We start from the raw sequence: 23,090 nt of genomic DNA, 5'->3' as shown, positions 1-23,090 counted from the left end.
CCTGATCCTAGTGATCAGCTGTAACGTTTCTCGATCCCGTCGCGGTGTGGATCCGTGCCGATCGCCAGTCGCGCAGCGTCCGCTCGACCTGGACGGTGACCTGGTAGGACACCTCCGGCAGATCGGCCAGCTCGATCCGTTCCCCGCGCATGGCCAGCTGCGAGTGCAGCTCCCTGGCGACGGCGTCGCGGACCGCGACCAGCAGGGGAGACAACCCGTCCGGGTCGCCGACGACGTACGCGTCCGACATGCCATCAGTCTGCGCCCGAGCGGGCGTGGCACGCCAGGGCCGGTGAGATGTGTCCGCCGGGCTTGACTCAGCCGCCGAACCAGCCGGGCATGTCCAGGCGGAACCAGTTGGCCGAGGCCATCGTGCGCAGGTCGTCCTCCATGGCGTCGACCCGTTCCGCGCCGAGGGTGTCGGCCCACCGCGCGCGCAGCCGGTCGAAGATCTCCGCCGAACGGCGCAGCCCGTCGGCGCCGCGCGGGGTCACCCGGACCAGCCGGCGTCGGGCGTCGCGGGGATCGTCAGCCCGCTCCAGGTAGCCGACGGCGACCAGCCGGTCGATGGTCTTGCCGGCTGCCTGTTTGGAGATGCCGAGCCGCTGGCCCAGTTCGGTGGCGGTGGTGCCGTCCGCGCCCACGGCCTGGAGCACGAATCCGTGCAGCGGCCGCAGCTCGGGATGTCCTTCCCGGGCCAGCTCGGCGTGCAGGTTGTCGATCAGCGTCCGGAAGCCGGCGAGCAGCAGCAGTGGGAGCTGGAAGCCGGGCCGGGGTGGGTCAGCGGTTGCCATGTTCGACAACCTCATTTACTATTTGGTCAACCACATTGACTATCTTACGGTCCCGGCAGGAAGTAGGTAACCCATGCCCGTCTTCACCGCCCACACCCCCGAGACGGCGCCAGCCGCCGCCCGGCGAGCCATCGAGGGGGTACGCAACCGCTTCGGCTGGCTGCCCACCCCGGTGGCGCTGATGGCCGAGTCGCCGCAGCTGCTCGCCGGCTTCCTCGCCGCAAGTGCCGGCTTCGAACAGACGACCCTCGCACCCCTGGAACGGGAGGTCGTCATCCTCACCATCTCCACCAGCCACGAATGCCACTTCTGCGTCGCCCTGCACACCGGCAAGCTCACCGCGCTCGGCGCCACCCCCGAACTGGTCGCCGCGCTGCGCGCCAGCACCGCTCTGCCCGAGCCGAGGCTGGAGGCGCTGCGCCGCTTCACGCTCGCCGTGCTCCACCACCGGGGCGCGGTGCCCGACGACGAGCTGGACGACTTCCTGGCCGCCGGCTACCTGTCGCGGCAGGCGCTTGACGTCGCGCTCGGCGTCGGCGCGTACACCATGTCGACGTTCGCGAACCGGCTCACCCGCGCGCCGCTCGACCCGCCCCTGGCCGACCACGCCTGGACACCAGCGGCCTGACCGGAGGGGCGTCCGGGCGTATGTCACAGCACCCGGCTTGGGCCGTGCCGCACCGGGTGCGGGAGACTGGCGGGTATGGCGGCTCGTGGCTTCCCGTACACCGATCTCAAGGACTTCCTCGCGGCGCTCGAGCGCGCGGGGGAGCTGCGCCGGGTCACCGTTCCGGTCGATCCCACCCTGGAGATCAGCGAGGTGGTGACCCGGACGGTGCGGACCGGCGGGCCGGCGCTGCTCTTCGAGCGGCCGACGCGGGGTGAGATGCCTGTGGCGGTCAACCTCTTCGGCACCGAGAAGCGGATGGCCATGGCCCTCGGGGTGGAACGCCTCGACGAGATCGGCGAGCGGATCGGCGACATGCTCAAGCCGGAGCTGCCGCAGGGCTTCTCGGGCATGATGGGCGGCCTCGGCAAGGTCATGCAGCTCAAGTCCATGCCGCCCAAGAAGGTCAAGACGGCCCCCTGCCAGCAGGTCGTCTACCGCGGCGACGACGTCGACCTCAACCGGCTGCCCGGGTTGCAGGTCTGGCCCGGGGACGGCGGGATCTTCCACAACTTCGGGCTGACCCACACGAAGGACCCGCAGACCGGCAAGCGCAACCTCGGGCTGTACCGGCTCCAGCAGCACTCGCACAACACGATCGGCATGCACTGGCAGATCCACAAGAACTCCACGGCGCACCACGCGGTCGCCGAGCGGCTCGGGCAGCGGCTGCCGGTGGCCATCGCCATCGGTGCCGACCCGGCGGTCGCCTACTCGGCGAGCGCGCCGCTCCCCGCCGAGATCGACGAGTACCTGTTCGCCGGGTTCCTGCGCGGCGAACGCGTCGAGATGGTCGACTGCCTGACCGTCCCGTTGCAGGTGCCGGCGCACGCGCAGATCGTGCTGGAGGGCTACATCGAGCCGGGCGAGCGCATGCCCGAGGGGCCGTTCGGCGACCACACAGGCTTCTACACGCCCGTGGAACCGTTCCCGGTGATGCACGTCGAGTGCATGACGATGCAGCGTGACCCGGTCTACCACTCGATCGTCACGTCCCAGCCGCCGCAGGAGGACCACGGTCTCGGCAAGGCCACCGAGCGGATCTTCGCGCCGCTGCTGCGCTTCCTGATCCCGGACATCGTCGACTACGACCTGCCGGCCGCCGGTGTCTTCCACAACTGCGCCATCGTGTCGATCCGTAAGCGCTACCCGAAGCACGCGCAGAAGGTCATGAACGCGATCTGGGGCGCGCACATGATGTCGCTCACCAAGCTGATCGTGATCGTGGACGAGGACTGCGACGTGCACGACTACAACGAGGTGGCGTTCCGCGCCTTCGGCAACGTCGACTACGCACGGGACCTGCTGCTCACCGAGGGCCCTGTCGACCACCTCGACCACGCCTCGTACCAGCAGTTCTGGGGCGGCAAGGCAGGCGTCGACGCGACCCGCAAGCTGCCGACCGAGGGCTACACCCGGGGTTGGCCGGAGGAGATGCGCATGAGCCCGGAGGTCACGACCCTGGTCGACAAGCGCTGGAAGGAGTACGGGATCTGATGGTCGTTCTCGACGCTCCGGCCGAGAAGCCGGGCCGGGTCAAGTCCTTCCTCAAGCTCGTCGCGATCGAGCACTCGGTGTTCGCGCTGCCGTTCGCGTACCTGTCGGCTCTGACTGCCATGCAGGTTTCCGGCGGGCGGGTGCGGTGGCTCGACCTGCTGCTGATCACCGTGGCGATGGTCGGGGCGCGGACGTTCGCGATGGCCGCCAACCGGATTCTCGACCGGAGCATCGACGCGCGGAACCCGCGTACCGCCAACCGGGAACTGGTCACCGGTGCGGTGAGCGTACGGACGGCCTGGACCGGCGCGGCCGTCGCGCTAGTGGTCTTCCTCGCCGCCGCCGCCCTGCTCAACCCGCTCTGCCTGGTGCTGGCGCCGCTCGCCGTGGTGCCGCTCGTGGTCTACCCGTACGGCAAGCGGTTCACCAACTGGCCGCACGCCATCCTCGCGATCGCCCAGGCGGTCGGCCCGGTCGGCGCCTGGCTGGCGGTCACCGGCACCCTGGACGGCTCCTGGCCGGCCTGGCTGCTGGGTGCCGCGGTCGGGCTGTGGATCGGCGGGTTCGACCTGATCTACGCCTGCCAGGACTCCGAGATCGACAAGGAGATCGGCGTGCACAGCGTGCCCGCCCGGTACGGCAGGCGCTTCGCGCTGCACGCCTCCACAGTCGCGCACGTGGTGACGTTCGGGCTGTTCGTCTGGTTCGGTGCGCTCATCGGGTTCGGCTGGCTCTGGTGGGTGGGGCTGGCGCTTACCGCAGTCGCGTTCGCGTACCAGCACCTGGTGGTAAGCCCGACCGACCTGAGCAAGGTCAACCGTGCGTTCTTCACCGCCAACGGCTTCGTGGGCATCGCGCTGTTCGTGTTCGCCCTGCTCGATCTCGTGGTGCGGCTGGGGCTGCGCGCCTAGCGCCTTTCGCGGCGAGCGGCGTCGGCGGGTTACCTGCGGACAGCGGTCAGGCGCCAGGTGGCATAGGTGAGGGTGACATCGCCGTCGACCGCGGCGGTGACCGTCGACAGGATCTCGGCGAGAGCATCTGGTGGCGCGCTCGCGAGGCCGCCGGAAGTCGTGATGAGTTCGAGCAGTTCGTTCGGGGCGTAGGTGCGCTGCCAGTCGTAACGCCGGATCTCGGGTTCGGCGAAACAGCCGGACGCGCGGACTCCCTCGGCGGCGCGGTCGTAGAGGGCGCGGTAGCCGTCGAGAATGGAACCGGTCGGCTGTCGGTAGGGCAGGTTCGGCGCAGCCCGGCGTAACCCGGCAGCGAGCGCTGCGGCAATCGGCGACGGCAGCTCGTAGACGTGGCCGAACGGCGCGAGGACGCCGCCCGGGCGCAATATCTCGGCGGCCTTGGCGGCTCCGGCGACCGGGTCGACCCAGTGCCAGGCCGTGCCGGAGACGATCGCGTCGAAGTTGCGGCCGGCAGGCTCCCACGTCTCGAAGGTCGCAACCTCGACGTCGACGCCTGTCGCGCGGGCGAATCCGGCCATCCGAGGGTCGGGCTCGACACCGACGACCCTGCACCCGGCGGCGCGGAACTGGCGGGCTGCGATCCCGGTCCCGCAACCGACGTCGATAAATGCCGGGCCCGGTGCGGCGGCGACGATGTGCTCGATCAACGCATCCGGATACGGCGGCCGACTGCGGTCGTAGCGCCCGGGGTCGACCCCGAATGACTCTGCGACGCTGCGGGCTCTGTGCGGTTGGGACGGTAGAGTGACCATGTGCCCACTCTAATGGGCAATCGCCCATTAAAGAAACGGGAGCTCTCCATGCCCACCGGCGTAGCTCTGCGCGATCCGCGCCAGCAACTGTTCGACGCGGCCGTGAGGGTGCTCCTGCGCGGCGGCGTCACGGCGTTGACCAGCCGCGCGATTACCGACGAGGCCGGAGTGGCCAAGGGCGTGCTGCATCGGCACTTCGCCGACTTCGACGCGTTCCTGGTCGATCTGGTGCTCGACCGCATCGCGCGGGTGGAGGCGAAAGGTGTTGCACTCCGCGATGCGGCCGGGACAGGGACCGTTGCCGGCAACCTCACCGACGCGATATTCGAACTCTTCGAGCCGGTCATGTCCGCGATCATCGTGCTCACCATCGCCCGCGACGAGCTGCGCAACCGCCTGCGCGCGGCAGGCACCGCCCGGTTTCCCCTGGTGGGCGAGTCGGTCGCCGCGGTGGCCGGCTACCTGGCGGCCGAGCACGACCTCGGTCGGATCGCCGCCGACGCGGACGTGCAGGTACTGGCGCCGACCCTGATCGGCGCCGTGCAGCTGCTGTTCACCGAGCACCGAGGCGATCCGCCGGTCGAAGATGTGCGCATCGTCGTGGCGAGCGTCCTGCGCTGACGACGCAGCAGGCCGGGAGCGGGCAAAGCCACAGCCACACTCCTCAAGGAGGCGTTCTCATCATGACCACCGGCACCGAGCCCGCCCGTGACAAGCGCCTCGTCGGCCTCACGGCCACCGTCTGCGGCCTCGTGATCCTCGCCGTGGCCGCCGCCGTCGCCCTCTCCTGGCGTGGCGACCTGCCCGACCCGGTGGCGACGCACTGGGGAACCCAGGGCCGACCGGACGGCTTCATGTCCCTCGACGCCTCCCTGTGGGCGACCTTGGGCACAGGTGCTCTCCTGGTGCTCGGCTTCGGCGCGGTAACCACGCTGTGGGGTCAGGCGGCGGCGAGCCGCCGCATCGGCGCGGCGACCGCTGTCTGGGTGGCGCTCTTCCTCGCCCTCGTGCAGCTCGGCGCGCTGCACGGGCAGCTCGGCCTCGCCGACGCCCGCGAGGCAGGCGGTCTCGGCGGCGCGCTCACCCTGGCGATCGTCGGCTCTCTCGTGCCGGCCGTGCTCGTCGGCGTGCTCCTGCCCGGTGACCCGCCCCAGCCGGCGGACGCCCCCGTCGCGCCCGAGGGGCCCCGCGTCCCCCTCGCCCCGAACGAACGGGCCGTCTGGATCGGGCAGACCGGCGCCGGGCCGGGCCTCACCATGGGCGCGGTATCCATAGTCGTGCTGGTCACGCTCGCCGTCATCAGTGGCGTGTGGGCGCTGCTGATCGTCGCGGCGCTTCTCGTCGCCGTCTTCGCGGCGATGTTCGCCTTCACCGTCCGGGTCGACGAGACCGGCCTGCTGATCCGATCGTCGGCCGGCTGGCCGCGCACCCGCGTCCCCCTCGACGAGGTGCTCCGCGCCAGCGTCGTGCAGGTCCACCCGCTGCGCGAATTCGGCGGCTGGGGCTGGCGGGTGGGCCGGGGAGGCCGGGTCGGCATCGTCCTGCGCTCGGGCGACGGCCTGCTGGTCGAGCGGACCGGCGGACGGTCGGTCGTCGTCACCGTCGCCGACGCCGGCACCGCCGCCGCCCTGCTCAACACGCTCGCCGACCGCCAGCGGCAGGCCCGCTGACTCACCTGTGGGAGGCCGAGTACCTGTCGCTCTCCAGTGACCAGTCGATGGTGCCGCGCACCGAGTGGGCGACCCCCTCCACGTGCGCGGCCACCGCCGGGTCCAGGGCCGAGCCGAAGGACGGGAACTCGGCCCGCAGCCTCATGAACCGCCCCATCGCCGCGCGCCAGCGGTCCACCGCCGCCTCCACGGCCCGCTCCTGCGGCAGGCGCTGCTCCCGGGCGATGGCCAGCACCAGGTTGTGCCCGCCCGAGGTCAGCCGGTCCGTCTCCAGCGACACCAGGTCGTTGAACCAGGAGAGCAGGTCATTTCCCGTCGCCGCAAGCGTCCGCAGCGCCGGATGGTGGTAGACGGCGTCCGGCAACGCGTGGCCGGTGACGAACTCGATCATCGTGTACGACACGTACGCCGCCGAGGTGGCCCGGCGCAGCGCGACGTACTCGGCGACACCGGGACGGTGTCCCCGGGTCTTGTTCTCCGCCTCCGTCCGGTCGCCCTCCAGGTGGTGGGCGACCGCGTCGGCGAAGCGCTGCTGCCAGGCGAGCGGCATCCGGGCACGCGGTGCCTGCCACGCGTCCGCGAGCATCAGACGCAGCGGCCCGCCAAACCCCGCCGGGCCCGCGCCGGCACCGCCGCGCAGCACGTGCAGCACCCCGTCACGCAGGGCCGCCACCTCCGCGCCGCTGGCCCGGTGCGGCCCGTCGCAGGCGTCGTCGAGAAGGAAGAACCAGGTCCAGAGCGCGGCGATCGTACGCAGGTCGTCCGCGCTGGCGTCCGGGTAGAGCCGACCCGCGTACCAGGCGAAACGAGCAGCGTCCAGCCGGCGCAGGGCGACGTCGTCCAGCGGCAGATCGAAGCGGCGTACCCACTCGGCCAGCCACTCCTGCGTCGCCTGGGAGTGGGGGGAGCACCGCGAAGGAAGGGGACATTCGGCACGTAGGGTGCGGGCTGCCGCCGCCGTCATCGGTCGTACCGCCCCTCCGGTCGCTGCACGGTGATCCTCCGGTGCGAGCATGTCAGAAATCGGCTGTCGATGATGTCCGTGGCGGGTCGGGACGATGACGGGCGGGACAACAGCGGGGGCCACGGCGCGGCGTCCACCCCGACCAGGCAGGCTGAGGGCATGCGGGAACCATGGGTGGTCGGTGTCTCCGGGGCCTCCGGCACGCCGTACGCGGCGGCGGTCATCGGCGGACTCCTCGACGCGGGCGAGCCGGTGGACCTCGTCGTGTCCCGGGCGGCGCGGCTCACGGTGCTCGACGAGACAGGCCGGCCGTTCCGGGACGCCCACTGGGCCGAGGACCTCGCGGACTGGCTCGGACGGGACCTGACCGGCGCGGACGTGCGGCACTGGCCGGCGGGCGACCTGGCGGCCGGGCCGAGCAGCGGCTCCTACCGGGTACGCGGCATGGCAGTGGTCCCGGCGAGCACGGCCGCCTGCGCGGGCATCGCGATAGGGCTCTCCAAGGACCTGTTGCAGCGCGCCGCCGAGGTCAACCTCAAGGAACGCCGCCCGGTGGTGGTGGTCCCCCGGGAGACGCCTGTGACCCGCAGCCACCTGGAGCACCTCATCGACCTGCACGACGCCGGCGCGATAGTGCTGCCCGCCAGCCCCGGCTTCTACGGGGCCGGCGCGGCGGCCAGCGCCCAGCAGTTGGTCGACTTCGTGGCCGGCAAGGTGCTGGACGCGCTAGGCGTCCCGCACACCCTGTTCCGGCGGTGGTCCGGTCAGCTCGGCTCAGCCCGCTCGGCCGAGCCGCCTCGCTGATCGTCGCAGCGGGACGCGGACCGGACTGGTGTCCGGCCCGCGTGACGTTGTCCGCACCAGTTCAGTACATGCCGGCGTTGGCCGGACCCGGCCCGGTGGATGCGGCCGGTCCCACGTTGCGTGGCTTTCCGACCTCGTCCACCTCGTCCAGCATGCCCTCCCCCTCAAGCAGGGCTCGCACCTCGGATTCCCGAAACCGGCGATGCCCGCCTGGAGTCCGGATGCTTCCTATCCGGCCGGCCGCCGCCCATCTCGTCACAGTCTTCGGGTCCACCCGAAACAGCGCGGCGACCTCACCCGGTGTCAGCAGGCGATCTCCAGTGTCCACAGCCCCCTCCTCGCGTCGACGAAGCCCCTGGCTGAACACACTGCCCCCGGCTGGTGCGAGCCCAGAGCCGTCATGAGGGACGTATGGCAATTACAGCACCAGGGACCTGGCCTGTCCGCCAAACGCGAAAAATGCACTGAGTGGGAAGTTAGTAAATGGTACTGGTGCAACCCCTACCTTGACCGACGGTTTGTGAACAGTTACTCACTGCTGTGTGCAACGGGTGCCGAAGCCTTCGCGTTACGCCCAACCGGTTAAGGTCACTCTCCGTGGACGCCATCGACCTGAGCCTCGTCGACCTGCTGCGCGGCAACGCCCGACTGTCGTACGCCGAACTGGCCCGGCAGGTCGGTCTCTCCGCCCCCGCCGTCCACGAGCGGGTCGGCAAGCTGGAGAGCAGCGGCGTGGTACGCGGCTACCGCGCGGACGTCGAGCCGGAGGCGATCGGGCTGGGCGTCACCGCGCTGATCGGCATCGTCGAGGACTCCGGGGCGGACTCCGACGACATGCTCGAGTCGCTGCGGGTGCTGCCCGAGATCGAGTCCTGCTACTTCATGGCCGGCGTGGAGTCGTTCCTGCTCAAGGCGCGGGTCGGCACGATCGCCGAGCTGGAGCAGCTGATCGTGCGGCTCAACCGGACGCCAGGTGTCGCCTCGACCCGCACCGCCATCGCGCTCAGCACCAAGTGGGAGAACCGCCCCCAGCCGATCGGCCCACAGGCTCCCTGACCGCGTACCCCTGGTGCCGCCCCGCCCACGGGCGGTAGCGTGCGCCGATGACCTCGCCCCGACGTGGCACGGCCGTGGTGACCGGGGCCGCTGGCGGCCTGGGTCGCGCCATCGCCGCCGCGCTTCACGACGACGGCTGGACGGTGCTGCTCACCGACGTCGACGCCGCGGCGGTGGCCTCCGCCGCCGCGCCGCTCGGCGGCTGGTCGGCTGCCCTGGACGTACGGGACGAGGTTGCCTGCGCGGAGATCGCGGCGACGGCGGCGAGCAGGGGCGGCCTCGACCTCTGGGTCAACAACGCCGGCCTCCTGGTCACCGGCCCGGCCTGGGAACACGACGGGCGGACCCGGCGCCGGCTGCTCGACGTCAACACGTTCGGCGCGATGAACGGCACCCTCGCCGCGCTCACGCTCATGCGCGAGCAGGGGCACGGCCACGTGCTCAACGTCGTGTCGCTGGCCGGGCTGATCGCCGCGCCAGGCGAGACGGTGTACGCGGCAAGCAAACACGCACTGCTGGCGTTCAGCCTCGGCACCCTGACCGACCTGCGGATGGCCGGTTACCGGCGGGTGCACGTCTCCTGCCTCTGCCCGGACGGCATCTGGACCCCGATGCTGCACGACCGGCTGGACGACGCGGGGGCGCTCGCCTCGTTCACCGGAACGATGCTGACCCCGCAGCGCGTCGCCGCCCGCGCGGTCCGGCTGGCCCGCCGGCCACGCCCGGTGGTCAGCCTGCCCCGCTGGCGGGGGGCGCAGGTCCGACTGCTGGACGCGCTGCCCCGGCTGGCCGTCGCGCTGACCCCGGTCATCCGGGCCGCCGGCCGGGCCGGGCAGCGCCGCCAACTGCGCCGGACCGCCCCACCGGACCGGAGCTGACCTCGGCCTGCTTGCTAGGTTTCCGGCGTGACTCATCTCGACAGGTGCGACCAGGCCAGCCGGACCTGGGTGACCGAGGCGATCGCCGCCGTCGAGGCGGACGCGAACCGCTCGGCCGACACCCACCTGCTGCCGTTCCCGCTGCCCCGGGCGTGGGGGATCGACCTGTACCTCAAGGACGAGTCGTCACACCCGACCGGTTCACTGAAGCACCGGCTGGCCCGCTCGCTGTTCCTTTACGGGCTCTGCAACGGCTGGATCGGGCCCCGCACCACAGTCGTCGAGGCGTCGTCCGGCTCCACCGCCGTCTCCGAGGCGTACTTCGCCCGGATGCTCGGCCTGCCGTTCATCGCCGTCATGCCCGCCTCCACCTCCCCGGAGAAGATCTCCCAGATCGAGTTCCAGGGCGGCCGGTGCCACCTGGTCGACGACCCGGCGAGCGTGGTGGTCGAGGCCCGCTGGCTGGCCGAGGACACCGGCGGGCACTTCATGGACCAGTTCACGTACGCCGAGCGGGCCACCGACTGGCGGGGCAACAACAACATCGCCGAGTCGATCTACGCGCAGCTGAAGCGGGAACGGCACGCGATCCCGGCCTGGATCGTGGTCGGCGCCGGCACCGGCGGCACCAGCGCGACCATCGGCCGGTACGCCAGGTACCAGCGGCTGCCCACCAAACTGTGCGTGGTGGACCCGGAGAACTCCGCGTTCTACCCCGCCTGGCTCGCCGCCGACTGGTCGGTACGCACCGGTCGGGGCTCCCGGATCGAGGGCATCGGCCGCCCCACCGTGGAGGCGTCCTTCGTGCCATCCGTGGTGGACCGGATGGTCCAGGTGCCGGACGCGGCGTCGATCGCGGCCATGCGGGCCGGCTCGGCGGTGCTCGGCCGTCGGGTCGGCGGCTCGACCGGCACCAACCTCTGGGGCGCGTTCGGCCTGATCGCCGACATGCTCGCCGAGGGGCGGACCGGCTCGGTCGTCACCCTGATCTGCGACCCCGGCGACAGGTACGCCGACACGTACTACGCCGACGGCTGGCTGGCCGCCCAGGGCCTCGACCTGGCACCCCACCTGGCCACCGTCGAGCGGTTCCTGACCAGCGGCGAATGGCCCGTCTGAGCGCTCAGCGCGTGTCGATCCGCTCGGCCAGCCCCGGGTAGCGCACCACGTACCCGTCGGCGTCCACGTCGATGTCGGCGGTGAAGGTGCCGCTGGCGAACCGCACCCGGCCCGGCCCGAGCCCGGTGTAGGTCTGCTCGGCCGGCACCACCTCGAGGCCGGGCAGCAGCACCCACGCCACGGTGATCCGGCGGGGCATGTCGGCGGCCTGGGCGGCCATCCCGAGCCTGTGGAACGGCAGGGCGTTGAACAGCGGCGACCCGCTCAGGTCCACGTCGAGGGCGTCGGCCAGCCGGTCCGGGTCGTCGGTGCCCGGCAGGCCGGCCCGGGGGTGGCCGGCCGCCACCAGGGCGGCGTCCAGGTCGCCCTGCTCGGCGGTGGTCACCCGCCACCTGCCGGTGGCCCGTTCCAGCGTCACCCGGCGCAGCCAGCCCGACCCCTCGGCCTCGACCTCCACCCGGGTGGTGCTCCAGTCCGGTGCGGTGGTCACCCGGTAGCGGGCCGTCCACGGGATCGGGTCCACGGCGAGCAGGGTGCCCCGGGCCGCGAGACCGTTGCCGTCGTCGAGCAGCACATGCTCACTGCCGGCGGTGTCCGTCCGGGACCAGAAGATCGACTTCGGCATGGTCGGCATGAGCCGGACGTTACGCGACCGCGCCGACATCGGCAGGCCATGCGCGAACGCCGTCGCGGAGCAGGCGCTCCGCGACGGCGTTCGGGTCGATCAGTGGATCAGTGGATCAGTGGGTACGTGCCGGCGGACGCCCGCCGAAGCCGCGCCGGTCGTCGCGCGGCCGGTCGTCCCGGCCACGGCCCTCGGAGCGGTAGCCACCCCGGGTGTCCCGGTCGCCGAAGCGCCGCTCACCGGACGGCCGGTCGCCGTACTGCCGGTCGCCGGTGGGCCGGTCGCCGTACTGCCGGTCACCCTGCGGGCGGTCACCGTAGCGCCGCTCACCGGTGGGCCGGTCGCCCCGGCCGTCCCGGTCACCGAACTGCGGACGGTCGCCGTAGCGCCGCTCGCCCTGCGGCCGGTCGCCGAAACGGCGCTCACCCTGCGGCCGGTCGCCGTACTGCCGGTCGCCGGTCGGACGGTCGCCGTAGCGGCGCTCGCCCTGCGGACGGTCGCCGTACTGCCGGTCGCCGGTCGGACGGTCGCCGTAGCGGCGCTCACCCTGCGGGCGGTCGCCGTAGCGCCGGTCACCCTGCGGGCGGTCGCCGAAGCGGCGGGGGCCACCGGACCGGTCGTCGAAACGACGCGAGCCGCCGGAGCGGTCACCGTAGCCGCGCGGCTCGGCCTCCACCCGCACCGGAACGCCGCTCGGCTCGCGGGCGCCGATCAGCTCGGCCAGCACCGGGTCGCCGACCCGGACGCGGGTCTCGGCGGGCGCGACACCCGCCTTCTCCATCATCGCCAGCGTGGTCCGCCGCTGCTTGGGCAGCACAAGCGTGGCCACCGCGCCCGACTCGCCGGCCCGGGCGGTACGCCCGGCGCGGTGCAGGTAGTCCTTGGGGTCCTTCGGCGGGTCCACGTGCAGCACCAGGGTGACGCCGTCGACGTGGATGCCCCGGGCGGCCACGTCCGTGGCGACCAGGACGTTCATCCGGCCCTCACGGAACTCGGCGAGGGTCTTGGTCCGCATCCGCTGCGTCTTGCCGCCGTGCAGGCCACCGGCCCGTACGCCGACCGCGGCGAGCTGCTCGACCAGCCGGTCCACACCGAGTTGGGTGCGGGCGAAGACCATGGTCCGGCCGTCCCGGGCGGCGATCGAGGCGGCCACCGGGAACTTCTCGTGCGGCGGGATCAACAGCATGTGGTGGTCCATGGTGGACACCGAGGCCGTGGACGGTGCCGTGGAGTGGGTCACCGGGTCGTTCATGAACCGCCTGACCAACGCGTCGACGTCACCGTCCAGGGTGGCCGAGAAGAGCAGCCGCTGACCGTTCGCGGGCGTCTTCGCCAGCAGCTCGGTCACCTCCGGCAGGAAGCCCATGTCGGCCATCTGGTCGGCCTCGTCGAGCACCGTCACCTCGACGTCGTCGAGCTGGCAGATGCCCCGCTCGATGAGGTCGCCGAGCCGACCCGGCGTCGCCACGATGATCTCCACGCCGCGCCGCAGCGCGTCGATCTGACGGTCGTAGGGGACCCCGCCGACGGCGGTCTTCAGGAACACGTTGAGGGACTTGCCAAGCGGCAGCAGAGCGTCGTTGACCTGCATGGCCAACTCGCGCGTCGGCACCAGGACCAGGGCGCGCGGGCGCATCGGCCGGGCCGGCTTGCCGGCGGCGACCCGGGCCAGCACCGGCAGGCCGAAGGCGAGCGTCTTGCCCGAGCCGGTCTGCCCACGGCCCAGCACGTCGCGGCCGGCGAGCGCGTCGGGCACGGTGGCCCGCTGGATCTCGAACGGGGTGGTGATGCCCTGCCGCGCCAACGCGCGGACCAGGGGCTCGGGCAGGCCGAGCGCGGCGAAGTCGATCTCCGCGGGTGCGGCCTCGACCGGGGCCGGACCGGCCTCGGTGGTCGGGACGGCGGGGTCGTAAACGGACGGAACGATGCTGGGGTCAGCAGAGGTGGTCAACAAATGCCCTTCGAGCGGGGCGCATCTTCGCGATGGCCTGCCGCGGCTGTTGTCGCCGGATCGCCCGCAAGATCGCCCATGGGCGCGCACCACGCGCGCCAGGTCAGTGATCTCGACAAGTGTACGGCGGTTCGCCCAACTCGCCAGCCGCATGGCCGACCGTAGTGGGCCGACTCACCATCGCCCCCGCTGCCTCAGCTGTTGAGCACGTCGCCCATCAGACCGTCCAGAGCGTTGTTGGCCAGCAGAACCACCAGGACGCTGATCGCCACCAGCAGCCCCAACGAGGCGGCCAGGACGAGCAGGACACGCGTCGTACGGGGTCGGTCGGCCGGCGTGTCAGCCCAACCCTGGGCCAGGATGTGCCCGGTCAGGGAGCCGGAATTCTCCACCGCGTTGGCGGGTATGGCGACGGTGGCGAAGCCGGGCCCCTCCCCGCCGCCGTAGACCGTGCCGGCCAGATCGGCGCCGGCATCCGACCGGCCGTGCCGGACACCTGCCGTGGCCCGTCCCGCCGCGCTTGTCGTGGTCGGTCGGGTGGTGTCGGTGCCCCGGTGCGTGGTCGGTGCGGCGCCGGTGGTGGACGGCGGCCACGCGGGCAGCGCGGGCGCGGGCACGACCGGCGGAGCGGAGACGGGTGCCCCGGCCCAGCCGGTGCCGGAGGTCGGCACCGCGGGCCCGGCGCCGGACGCCCGGCCCGCCGGAGGGGCGGAGACCGAGGCGGTCGCGCGTGCCCCGGGCAGGTGGGACATCGCCGGGGGCGGCGGGAACGGGGGCGCCGGCATCGGGCCGGGCGGCGACGGCGGCGCGGGCACCGGCGGGCCGGGCGGCGGAGTGGGCGGCCCGGGTACCGGAGGCGTCGCTGGGCCCGGCATGGGGGGCACTGGCGCGGGCGGCGGTACGGGTGGGCCCGGAACGGGCGGGACCGGGTCGGGCGGCGGCGTGGGTCGAGGTTCCGGCGTCGGCGCAGGCCCGGGAGGGTACGGCCCGGGGCCCGGCGCGGGCACGGGCTCGGGCGGTGCCGGCTCGGTCGGCCCCGGGCCGGGCGGCGTGGGGGCCGGCTCCGGCTCGGGGGTCGGCGGCGCGGGTGGCTGGGCCGGCTCCGGAGGCTGTGCCGGCTCGGGCGGCTCGGTGTTCACCGGGCCGGAGCGGTAGACGGCGGGCGTGCTCGCCCGGGAGTCCGGGATGCCCATGGCACCGGCCGCGACCCGGCTGCTGCCGGGCACCGTGGCGCTGGCCCGGGCGGCCGGGGCGGACGAGCCGTCCCGCTGGCCGGGTAGCGGAACGCCTACCGGGCTGGCGGACCCGGTCGCCCGGTAGGTGGTCGCGGTCGCCGACGCGGCGGCCGGGAGGTCACCGGGCAGGGCCCCGGCGGTGGCGACGGCCGCCCGCGCCCGTACCGGTGCCGGCGTCTCGGCCTGGATGTCGGGGGTAGCCGCCCGGTCCGCGTGGGAATTCGCCTGCTCCGCGTCGGGGGGAGCCGCCTTCCCGGCGTGGGGCGTCTCGGCGCTGCCGCCGTCGTCGGACGGGCTGGCTTCGGGGTCGGTCGTCGAGTCGGTGACGCCTGATTCCCGCGGATCAGCCCGATCGACGACGGGGTCGACAGTCTCCGCCGGATCCTTCTGCTCGGCCATCTCCGCCCTCCGTGCCACGCTCGCACCCGGACCCGTGACGTCGAGCCGGATGTGCCTGGATGTCACGGTGCCACAGATCGCCCCGAGCGGACAGCCGGAGTCCGTCGTGGCGCCTCAGCTCCCGGACTTCGGGCTGCCCGACGGGCTTTCACTCGCCGTGCCGCTGCGGCTCGCCTCCGGCGTACCGGAAGGGGTGGTGCTGGCCGGTGCGGTGGTCGGCGGCGTGCTGCTCGAGGTGGACGAAGGGGTCGGGTCGACCGTCTTGGTCGGCGTCGGCGTCGGCGTCGCGGTGTCGGTGGGTGTGGGGGTCGGCGTGACCGTCTTGGTCGGCGTCGGCGTCGGCGTCGGGGTGGGCTTCTTGGTAGGCGTCGTGCTGGGCGTCGGCTTCGGCGACGTCGGCGGCTTCGGGTTGGTCGGAGGCACCGGAATCGTGGGAATGGTCGGCGGGGCCGGCACGGCGCCGATCACGCGGGTGGCGGCGTAGAGCCGGGACCAGCTCACGACGGAGATCTTCACGACGTCGCCTGTGGTGGGCGCCTGCACCATCTTGCCGTTGCCGATGTACATGCCGACGTGGTGGATCGTGGTGTAGCTGCTGCCGGACGCGAAGAACAGCAGGTCGCCGGGGAGCAGTGCGGTCTGCGGCACCGTCCGACTGCGCGTTGCGGCGTACTGGTCGCGGGAGACGCGGGGCAGGTCGAAGTAGTCGGCTCCCGGGGACCGGTACGCCGCCCACATGAGGCCCGAGCAGTCGAACCGGTCCGGGCCCTCCTCCGACCACTTGTACGGGTCGCCGAGCTGGGCCAGCGCGTACCTGACGGCGGCCAGCGCCCGGGGGTGCGCGGCCATGCCGCTGATGTTCTGACCGGCGACGTAGCCCGCGCCGAGCTGCTGCTCGGTGGCCTCCTGCTGACGCTCGATCTCGACAAGCAGCGTGGCGTTGTCCCGGCGCAGCTTGAGCAGGCTGGCCTCGGCGGTGCGCAGCGCCGTCTCACCTGCGGTGAACTCGGCCTGGGTGGCGTCGAGTTGCGCCTTGGCCGTCGAGTGCGCCTGGTACGCGGCCTGCTCGGCGGCGCGGGCGCGGGACAGCTCCCCGGCGACGCCTGTGGTGCCGCCCTCGACCTTCTCGCCACGGGTGATCTGCTGGAGCCGGCTCAACCCGCGGAGGTCCTGGGCGAACTCGCCTGGCGGCAGCGCGGCGGCGGCCTTCACCGCGTCCGCGGCGGCGGCGTCGGCGGCCTGCTGGGCTCGCAGCAGGGCGTCCTGCGCGGTCTCCAGCGCCTTTCCGGCGGCGTCGAGCTGGGCCTGCGCGGCGGTGCGTCTCTGTTGGCTCAGCAGCAAGGCGTCGCCGAGCGCGCCGACCTGGACCTCACCGGCGGAGATCTGGGCGGCCAGCGGGCCGGTGCCGACGTTGACGAGCGACGGCGCCGGAACGCCGGCGACGGGTGCACCGCCGGGCACCTGGAGCGCGCCGATCGCCGGCGGGCGCGCGCCGGTGTCCGGCACCGTCGTGGGCACGCCTGGCTCGGCGTACGCGGGGGTGGCCAGCACGGCGGCGGCGATCGCCCCGAGCAGGGCGGCCCAGAGCTTCGGACGCAGGACCGGGGAGATCACCGGGCTCCGTCGTCGCTGCCGTCGCCCGCGCCCGCTGTAGACCATTCCGCTCCCCGTCCGACTGCTCCTCGCCGCGCTCGGTGGGCGCGGCCGACGGGACGGTACCAGTGTGTGTTCCGCCCCACCTTGTTACTACCGCACGCCGCCACCGATGTCGATGCGTGGCCGGGTTACAGGAGGCTGAGAGTCTGGTGAAGTGGGTCGCTGTCGGCGACCGTGCCGCCGGCCCGATCGGCGTACCGACGTACGCTCGATCCGACCGCAGGTGGAAGGGACGTGGCATGGACGCCGGACTCAAGCGTGAGCTCGAAGCGAAGGTGTACGCCGGTGAGCGGCTGACCCGCGAGGACGGGGTCGCCCTCTACGAGAGCGACGACCTGACCTGGTTGGGGCGGTTGGCGCACCACAAGCGCACCGAGCTCAACGGCGACCGGGTGATGTTCAACGTCAACCGGCACCTCAACCTGACGAACGTCTGCTCGGCGTCCTGTGCGTACTGCTCGTTCCAGCGCAAGCCGGGCGAGAAGGACGCGTACACGATGCGCATCGACGAGGCGGTCCGCAAGGCCAAGGAGATGGAGGGTGAGCAGCTCACGGAGCTGCACATCGTCAACGGCCTGCACCCGACGCTGCCGTGGCGGTACTACCCGAAGGTGCTGCGGGAGCTGAAGGCGGCGCTGCCGAACGTCAAGCTCAAGTGCTTCACGGCCACCGAGGTGCAGTGGTTCGAGAAGATCAGCGGGTTGAGCGCCGACGAGATCCTGGACGAGCTGATGGACGCCGGCCTGGAGTCGCTGACCGGCGGCGGTGCGGAGATCTTCGACTGGGAGGTCCGCCAGCACATCGTCGACCATGCCTGCCACTGGGAGGACTGGTCGCGCATCCACGCCCTGGCGCACAGCAAGGGCATGAAGACCCCGGCGACGATGCTGTACGGCCACATCGAGGAGCCCCGGCACCGCGTCGACCACGTGTTGCGGCTGCGCGAGTTGCAGGATGAGACAGGCGGTTTCGCTGTCTTCATTCCGCTGCGCTACCAGCACGACTTCGTGGACTCGGCGGACGGCAAGATCCGTAACCGGATCCAGGCACGCACCACGATGGCGTCGCCGGCCGAGTCGCTGAAGACGTTCGCCGTCTCCCGGCTGCTGTTCGACAACGTGCCGCACGTGAAGAACTTCTGGGTGATGCACGGGCTCTCGGTGGCCCAGCTGTCGCTGAACTTCGGCGTGGACGACCTGGACGGCTCCGTCGTCGAATACAAGATCACCCACGACGCCGACTCGTACGGCACCCCCAACACGATGCACCGCGACGACCTGCTGCACCTGATCTGGGACGCCGGCTTCCAGCCCGTGGAGCGGGACACCCGCTACAACGTGGTCCGGGAGTACGACAAGGCCCCGTCGCTGGCCGAGCGCCGCGCCGAGCCGCAGCAGGTCTGGGCCTGAGCCACCACGTACCCTCGCAGTCGATGACCGAGCAGAGCGGTTCCGAGCAGCAGGGCGGGTTTCCCCGCCGGGACGCCGAGGGGCGCGTCCGTACCCTGGGTGACCTGCTCGGGGTGTGCCTGGCCGGCGTGGTCATCGGCGTGTTGGCGCTTGTGCTGTTCGACTGGGCGTTCGCCTCGGTCGGCGCCGGCGACTTCGGGCACACCAACGGTTGGCTGGCGGTGATCCTGCCGGCCTGGCTGTTCTGGGACGACTTCCGGGCGTGGGAGTTCGGTGCGGCCCGTGTGGTGGCGGCGATCGCCGCGGCGGCCGTCGGGGTGTTCGCCGGGCTGCTGATCGCCGGGCTCGGCGCCGGGCTGCCGCCGCTGCTGTCCGGTGCGTTGGCGGCGGCCGCGTTCACCGTGGCGTACGCGGCCGTGTGGTTTCCGGGCGTCCGCTGGCTGGCCCGCCGGACCGGCTGACCGCGACCAGGTCGACCCTTCCGCCGGGACCGGCGGCTGACGAGAGAACGGAGTGGTGCGGGTGAGCGCGGCGGTCAAGTACACGCTGGGTCGGATCGGGCTGTTCGTCGCCGTGCTGGCGGCCCTCTGGCTTGTCGACATGAACGTGTTCCTGAAGCTGATGCTGGCGTTGGCGTTCTCCGCCGCGCTCTCCTTCTTCCTGTTGCGCGGTTGGCGCGACGAGATGGCAGGCGAGATGGCCGACGCCGCCGAGCGCCGCAAGTCGGAGAAGGAACGCCTGCGCTCCGCCCTGGCCGGCGAGGACCAGCCCCCCACCGCACCCACCGAAGGCCCCGACCCGAAGCGTTGATCATGAAGTTATTGCCACGACACGCCTGGCGGTCGGGCAATAACTTCATGATCAACGGTGCCGGGCGGTGAGGGCTACCAGTTGGTGGAGCCGGGGACCTTTGGCCAGGGCTTCGACGTCGGCTTGATCAGGTACGCGATGCCGCCGGACCCGCCGGAGGTGCCGCCGCTGGCGTTCGTGCGCTTGGTCCGCAGCCAGATCTGCTCGAACTGGGCCCGCTTGTAGACGTTGCGCACGACGTCGTTGCTCGACGAGGCGGGGTCGTTGACGATCACGTCACCGTCGGCGGTGAAACCGACCACCACGAACAGGTGCCCGGAGGTGCCGTAGTTCGCCCCGTCCAGCTCGCTGGCGAGGAAGGACTGGCTGGTCACCACGGGGATGCCGGCGGCGATGAAACGCTCCACCTCGTCGAGCGAGTGCAGCCGCGTCACCCGCCCCTCCAGGCCCGGGAAGCTCGCCGCGTACGCGGTGTTGAACGGCCAGTTGCCGGCGCCGTCGTACTCGTAGTCGTAGGTCATCCGCGCGGCGTGGTTGACGGTCGGGTCGGGGTAGGTCGGGTCCACCCAGGAGGTGTCGGCCGGTGACGGGCCGCGCCCCCAGTACTCGACGACCATCTCGGTGGAGGTGGGGGAGCACCAGGCCTCGCCGCCGCCGTCGTACTCGGGGTAGTGCCCGGCGTGCACGTTCTGCGAGTAGCGCGGCACCGGCAGCTCGACGCCCCAGGCGATGTGCCCGGCGCTCGGCGCGACTGTGAACCGGTCCGGCACTGTGGAACTCATCGCGCCGAGCATCCGGACCACGGGCGCGGCGGTCTGCCCGGGCACCCGGTAGAGGGTCAGCCGCAGCTGGTACGACCGCAGCAGCACCCCGGCGTCGGCGTCGTCGATGCTGAAGGTGTCGGTCCAGATCGTCGACCAGGGGTCGCCCTGCCGGTTGACGCTCGCCCGTTTGATGTCGGTGTCGCCGGACGCCCAGCGGCCCATGACGTACCACGGCGTCTGGTCGCCGCTTGTGTAGCTGCCCTGCATCTCGACCTGGATCCAGGTGCCGGCGGGGGTCTCGGCGTTCCAGGAGGCGATCAGCTCGGTGGCGTCGAACCCGATCCGGGTCACCGGCGACGTCCAGGTGCCGTACTCCCAGGTGCGGGTGGTGCCGGTGTGCGGATCGGCGTACTCGGTGGTGCCGGCCGGGCGGGCCAGGGTGACGCCCGCCCGGGCGCCGGGCACGACGCGGGTGCCGTCCCGGCTGCCCCGGTGCCAGTCGGCGGGCCCGGACCAGTCCTGGAAGGTGATCTGCTCGTCGTGGACGACGGCGGGCGGGCGGGCCGCGGTGGCGGGCGCGGCGGTGGCGAGCAGGGTGAGCGCGGTGACGCCGGCGAGGGCGGCCGCGTGCAGGCGGGATCTGGCCATGGGTGCTCCGCGGTGTCGAGAGGGACATCGTCGCTGGTCAGTGTTCCGCTTGGAGGGAAGTTTCGCCAGATGTTCAGGGATGGAAAATCATTGCCGCCGCGATGATCCTCCTGGGATGCTTAAGGCAGTGATCAATATTGATATGACCATGTGACAGATGGTGAAGTGTCCTCCACCGAGCGGGATCTCCCGCCGACCGAGGAGGAAGTCCATGGCCCTCCGCACGCCCATCCGTATCCGCCGCGCCCTGGTGCTCGCCGTCGTCGCCGGGCTGGGAATCGTCACCGTCGCCACCGGCCCGGTCGCCGCCCGACCGGCGCCGGACCGCAGCGCCGAGCCGGTCGCCACCAGCTACCGGGTGCTCGGGCCCCGGACCCTCGCCGACCGCAACGCGGTGGCCCGCACCGGAGCCGCCATCGACTACTCCGAGCACGGCGTCCTGCACATCTCGGCCACCGCCGCCGAGGCCGCCGCGATCGGCAAGCTCGGCTTCCGACTGGAACCGCTCGCCCCGCCGCCCAGCGCCGAACGCGGGGCCGGCGACGTCGGCGCACTCGCCTTCCCGCCCGCCGACTCCAACTACCACGACTACGCGGAGCTGACCGCCGTCGTGAACCAGGTCGTCGCCGACCATCCGGCCATCGCCCGCAAGATCAGCATTGGTACGTCGTACGAGGGCCGCGACCTGATGGCGGTGAAGATCTCCGACAACGTGGGCACCGACGAGAACGAGCCGGAGATCCTGTTCAACTCCCAGCAGCACGCCCGCGAGCACCTGACCGTCGAGATGGCGATCTACCTGCTCAACCTCTTCACCGACAGCTACGGCGGCGACTCCCGGATCACCAACATCGTCAACAGCCGGGAGATCTGGATCGTGCCGACCGTCAACCCGGACGGCAGCGAGTACGACATCGCCACCGGGTCGTACCGCTCCTGGCGCAAGAACCGGCAACCCAACAGCGGCTCGTCGAACGTCGGCACCGACCTGAACCGCAACTGGGGCTACAACTGGGGCTGCTGCGGCGGCTCGTCCGGCAGCACCTCGTCGGAGACCTACCGCGGCCCGTCGGCGTTCTCCGCCCCCGAGACGCAGGCGCTGCGCAACTTCGTCAACAGTCGGGTGGTCGGCGGGACGCAGCAGATCAAGGCGAACATCGACTTCCACACGTACTCGCAGCTGGTGCTCTGGCCGTACGGCTACACCACGGCGAACACCGCGACCGGGATGAACGCCGACCAGTACAACACCTTCGCCGCCATCGGCCAGCAGATGGCGGCCACCAACAACTACACCCCGGAGCAGTCGAGCGACCTCTACATCACCGACGGGGACAGCCTCGACTGGATGTGGGCCACCCACAACATCTGGGCGTACACCTTCGAGATGTACCCCGGCTCGGCGAGCGGCGGCGGCTTCTACCCGCCCGACGAGGTGATCCCGGCGCAGACCAGCCGCAACCGCGAGGCCGTGCTGCTGCTCAGCGAGTACGCCGACTGCCCGTACCGGGCCATCGGCAAGCAGGCGCAGTACTGCGGCAGCGGGGGTGGCGGCACCACTGTCTGGTCGGACACCTTCGAGACGGCCACCGGCTGGACCATCAACCCGTCCGGCACCGACACCGCCACGGCCGGTGCGTTCGAGCGGGGCGCCGCCCAGGCGACCACGTCCTCCGGCGCCAAGCAGCTCACCCCGTACGCCGGCGCGAACGACCTGGTCACCGGGAGGCTCGCCGGCTCGGCGGCAGGTGACTACGACGTCGACGGCGGCGTGACAAGCGCCCGGTCCCCGGCGGTGACGCTGCCGTCGTCCGGCACCCTGACCCTCTCCCTCGCCTGGTACCTGGCGCACGGCTCGAACGCCTCGTCGGCCGACTACCTGCGGGTCAGCGTGGTGCACAACGGCGGCACGACAGCCCTGCTCACCCAGGCCGGAGCGGCCGCCAACCGCAACGGGAGCTGGGCGGTGGCCAACCTCAACCTCACCCCGTACGCCGGGCAGTCCGTCCGCATCCTCGTCGAGGCGGCGGACGCCTCCGGCGCCAGCCTCGTCGAGGCGGCTGTGGACAACGTCACCATCACCTCCTCCTGATCGGGTGGGGCCCCGCTCCGCCCCGGCGGGGCCCCGCCACCCGTACCCGAGCCTCCTGATCCGGGACATATCCCTCGATGTGCGCCGGTCTAGGCATCGCGCGTTGTCGATCGACCCTTGATCGATCCGGCACGTTGGGTCGGTGCGCTACGGTCTTACCGACCAGTCCGCAGCGAAGCCGGTGCTCAACCCGGCGCTGTCCCGCAACTGTGATGCCCCGCCCGACGGCGGGGACGAGCCAGGTCGCCTGCGGATCGGTCGCGACACGCGCTCTCGAGGAAGGGCGCCTCGTGGGCGGGCGTACGAAAGTCCCTGTCGGCGAAGCACCA

23 protein-coding genes are annotated in these 23,090 nt (G+C 72.0%); 13 read left to right on the top strand and 10 right to left on the bottom strand.

Annotated features, from left to right (window positions below; all coding sequences use genetic code 11):
* Positions 1-7 precede the first annotated feature (7 nt).
* Both AB0N27_RS16195 and AB0N27_RS16190 read right to left on the bottom strand, forming a co-directional pair.
* Entirely contained in the window at positions 8-250 is a 243-nt protein-coding gene (locus tag AB0N27_RS16195; protein ID WP_364369380.1) for a hypothetical protein, read from the bottom strand.
* A 67-nt stretch (positions 251-317) separates the two neighbouring features.
* Entirely contained in the window at positions 318-794 is a 477-nt protein-coding gene (locus AB0N27_RS16190) for a MarR family transcriptional regulator (RefSeq protein WP_364369377.1), read from the bottom strand.
* Between the two features lie 73 nt (positions 795-867).
* On the opposite strand from AB0N27_RS16190, the gene AB0N27_RS16185 reads away from it, so the two are divergent.
* The 3 genes from AB0N27_RS16185 (at position 868) to mqnP (ending at position 3,869) form a co-directional block, all read left to right on the top strand.
* A complete protein-coding gene (locus AB0N27_RS16185) occupies positions 868-1,422 on the top strand; it encodes a carboxymuconolactone decarboxylase family protein (protein WP_364369371.1) in 555 nt (184 codons plus the stop codon).
* 75 nt (positions 1,423-1,497) lie between these two features.
* Positions 1,498-2,958, top strand: coding sequence for a menaquinone biosynthesis decarboxylase (locus AB0N27_RS16180; protein WP_364369368.1), 1,461 nt, complete (start codon positions 1,498-1,500; stop codon positions 2,956-2,958).
* Positions 2,958-3,869, top strand: a complete 912-nt coding sequence (gene mqnP / locus AB0N27_RS16175; RefSeq protein WP_364369365.1) for a menaquinone biosynthesis prenyltransferase MqnP — start codon at positions 2,958-2,960, stop codon at positions 3,867-3,869. The genes AB0N27_RS16180 and mqnP overlap by 1 nt, the downstream gene beginning before the upstream one ends.
* Before the next feature lie 29 nt (positions 3,870-3,898).
* Here the strand turns inward: mqnP and AB0N27_RS16170 are convergent, their stop codons facing one another.
* Positions 3,899-4,681 carry a class I SAM-dependent methyltransferase gene (locus tag AB0N27_RS16170; protein WP_364369362.1) on the bottom strand — a complete coding sequence of 261 codons (783 nt, stop codon included), beginning with the start codon at positions 4,679-4,681 and terminating at the stop codon, positions 3,899-3,901.
* 48 nt (positions 4,682-4,729) lie between these two features.
* On the opposite strand from AB0N27_RS16170, the gene AB0N27_RS16165 reads away from it, so the two are divergent.
* Both AB0N27_RS16165 and AB0N27_RS16160 read left to right on the top strand, forming a co-directional pair.
* The gene (locus AB0N27_RS16165; protein WP_364369359.1) at positions 4,730-5,302 is read left to right on the top strand and encodes a TetR family transcriptional regulator; all 573 of its coding nucleotides are present in this window, start codon (positions 4,730-4,732) and stop codon (positions 5,300-5,302) included.
* Positions 5,303-5,364: 62 nt separating this feature from the next.
* Complete coding sequence (locus AB0N27_RS16160) at positions 5,365-6,351, top strand: DUF1648 domain-containing protein (RefSeq protein WP_364369356.1); 987 nt, start codon at positions 5,365-5,367, stop codon at positions 6,349-6,351.
* Position 6,352: 1 nt separating this feature from the next.
* Here AB0N27_RS16160 and AB0N27_RS16155 read toward each other — a convergent pair whose 3' ends face one another.
* Complete coding sequence (locus AB0N27_RS16155) at positions 6,353-7,315, bottom strand: terpene synthase (protein ID WP_364369353.1); 963 nt, start codon at positions 7,313-7,315, stop codon at positions 6,353-6,355.
* A 159-nt stretch (positions 7,316-7,474) separates the two neighbouring features.
* Between AB0N27_RS16155 and AB0N27_RS16150 the strand changes: the two genes are divergently transcribed.
* On the top strand, positions 7,475-8,119 hold the full coding sequence (locus AB0N27_RS16150) for a UbiX family flavin prenyltransferase (RefSeq protein WP_364369350.1): 645 nt from the start codon (positions 7,475-7,477) through the stop codon (positions 8,117-8,119).
* Between the two features lie 61 nt (positions 8,120-8,180).
* On the opposite strand, the gene AB0N27_RS16145 is transcribed toward AB0N27_RS16150, so the two are convergent.
* The gene (locus tag AB0N27_RS16145) at positions 8,181-8,447 is read right to left on the bottom strand and encodes a BldC family transcriptional regulator (protein ID WP_007454516.1); all 267 of its coding nucleotides are present in this window, start codon (positions 8,445-8,447) and stop codon (positions 8,181-8,183) included.
* Positions 8,448-8,716: 269 nt separating this feature from the next.
* On the opposite strand from AB0N27_RS16145, the gene AB0N27_RS16140 reads away from it, so the two are divergent.
* Genes AB0N27_RS16140 through AB0N27_RS16130 form a run of 3 tightly spaced genes read left to right on the top strand, consistent with a single transcriptional unit; the run spans position 8,717 to position 11,172 of the window.
* Positions 8,717-9,175, top strand: coding sequence for an Lrp/AsnC family transcriptional regulator (locus AB0N27_RS16140; RefSeq protein ID WP_364369346.1), 459 nt, complete (start codon positions 8,717-8,719; stop codon positions 9,173-9,175).
* A gap of 47 nt (positions 9,176-9,222) precedes the next feature.
* On the top strand, positions 9,223-10,053 hold the full coding sequence (locus AB0N27_RS16135) for an SDR family oxidoreductase (RefSeq protein ID WP_364369343.1): 831 nt from the start codon (positions 9,223-9,225) through the stop codon (positions 10,051-10,053).
* Positions 10,054-10,080: 27 nt separating this feature from the next.
* A complete protein-coding gene (locus tag AB0N27_RS16130) occupies positions 10,081-11,172 on the top strand; it encodes a PLP-dependent cysteine synthase family protein (protein ID WP_364369340.1) in 1,092 nt (363 codons plus the stop codon).
* 4 nt (positions 11,173-11,176) lie between these two features.
* On the opposite strand, the gene AB0N27_RS16125 is transcribed toward AB0N27_RS16130, so the two are convergent.
* From AB0N27_RS16125 to AB0N27_RS16110, 4 genes are all read right to left on the bottom strand, one after another.
* Positions 11,177-11,797: a putative glycolipid-binding domain-containing protein gene (locus tag AB0N27_RS16125; protein ID WP_364370766.1), complete on the bottom strand. Its 621-nt coding sequence runs from the start codon at positions 11,795-11,797 to the stop codon at positions 11,177-11,179.
* A 115-nt stretch (positions 11,798-11,912) separates the two neighbouring features.
* Positions 11,913-13,748 carry a DEAD/DEAH box helicase gene (locus AB0N27_RS16120; RefSeq protein WP_364369337.1) on the bottom strand — a complete coding sequence of 612 codons (1,836 nt, stop codon included), beginning with the start codon at positions 13,746-13,748 and terminating at the stop codon, positions 11,913-11,915.
* Between the two features lie 194 nt (positions 13,749-13,942).
* Positions 13,943-15,382, bottom strand: coding sequence for a hypothetical protein (locus AB0N27_RS16115; protein ID WP_364369334.1), 1,440 nt, complete (start codon positions 15,380-15,382; stop codon positions 13,943-13,945).
* Between the two features lie 114 nt (positions 15,383-15,496).
* Entirely contained in the window at positions 15,497-17,041 is a 1,545-nt protein-coding gene (locus AB0N27_RS16110; protein ID WP_364369331.1) for a C40 family peptidase, read from the bottom strand.
* Positions 17,042-17,277: 236 nt separating this feature from the next.
* Between AB0N27_RS16110 and mqnE the strand changes: the two genes are divergently transcribed.
* From mqnE to AB0N27_RS16095, 3 genes are all read left to right on the top strand, one after another.
* On the top strand, positions 17,278-18,447 hold the full coding sequence (mqnE, locus tag AB0N27_RS16105; protein WP_357982616.1) for an aminofutalosine synthase MqnE: 1,170 nt from the start codon (positions 17,278-17,280) through the stop codon (positions 18,445-18,447).
* 23 nt (positions 18,448-18,470) lie between these two features.
* Positions 18,471-18,908 (top strand): hypothetical protein, encoded by a 438-nt coding sequence (locus AB0N27_RS16100; RefSeq protein WP_364369327.1) that lies wholly within the window; start codon positions 18,471-18,473, stop codon positions 18,906-18,908.
* A gap of 61 nt (positions 18,909-18,969) precedes the next feature.
* On the top strand, positions 18,970-19,257 hold the full coding sequence (locus tag AB0N27_RS16095; RefSeq protein ID WP_364369324.1) for a DUF4229 domain-containing protein: 288 nt from the start codon (positions 18,970-18,972) through the stop codon (positions 19,255-19,257).
* A 74-nt stretch (positions 19,258-19,331) separates the two neighbouring features.
* On the opposite strand, the gene AB0N27_RS16090 is transcribed toward AB0N27_RS16095, so the two are convergent.
* Positions 19,332-20,669, bottom strand: a complete 1,338-nt coding sequence (locus AB0N27_RS16090; RefSeq protein ID WP_364369321.1) for a C39 family peptidase — start codon at positions 20,667-20,669, stop codon at positions 19,332-19,334.
* A gap of 211 nt (positions 20,670-20,880) precedes the next feature.
* Here AB0N27_RS16090 and AB0N27_RS16085 point away from each other — a divergent pair, with 211 nt between their 5' ends.
* Positions 20,881-22,761, top strand: coding sequence for a M14 family metallopeptidase (locus tag AB0N27_RS16085; protein ID WP_364369318.1), 1,881 nt, complete (start codon positions 20,881-20,883; stop codon positions 22,759-22,761).
* The last annotated feature ends 329 nt before the right edge of the window (positions 22,762-23,090 follow it).

The organism is Micromonospora sp. NPDC093244 (assembly GCF_040683695.1).
Classification (GTDB): Bacteria; Actinomycetota; Actinomycetes; order Mycobacteriales; family Micromonosporaceae; genus Micromonospora.
This window is presented reverse-complemented; position numbering and strand designations above follow the sequence as displayed.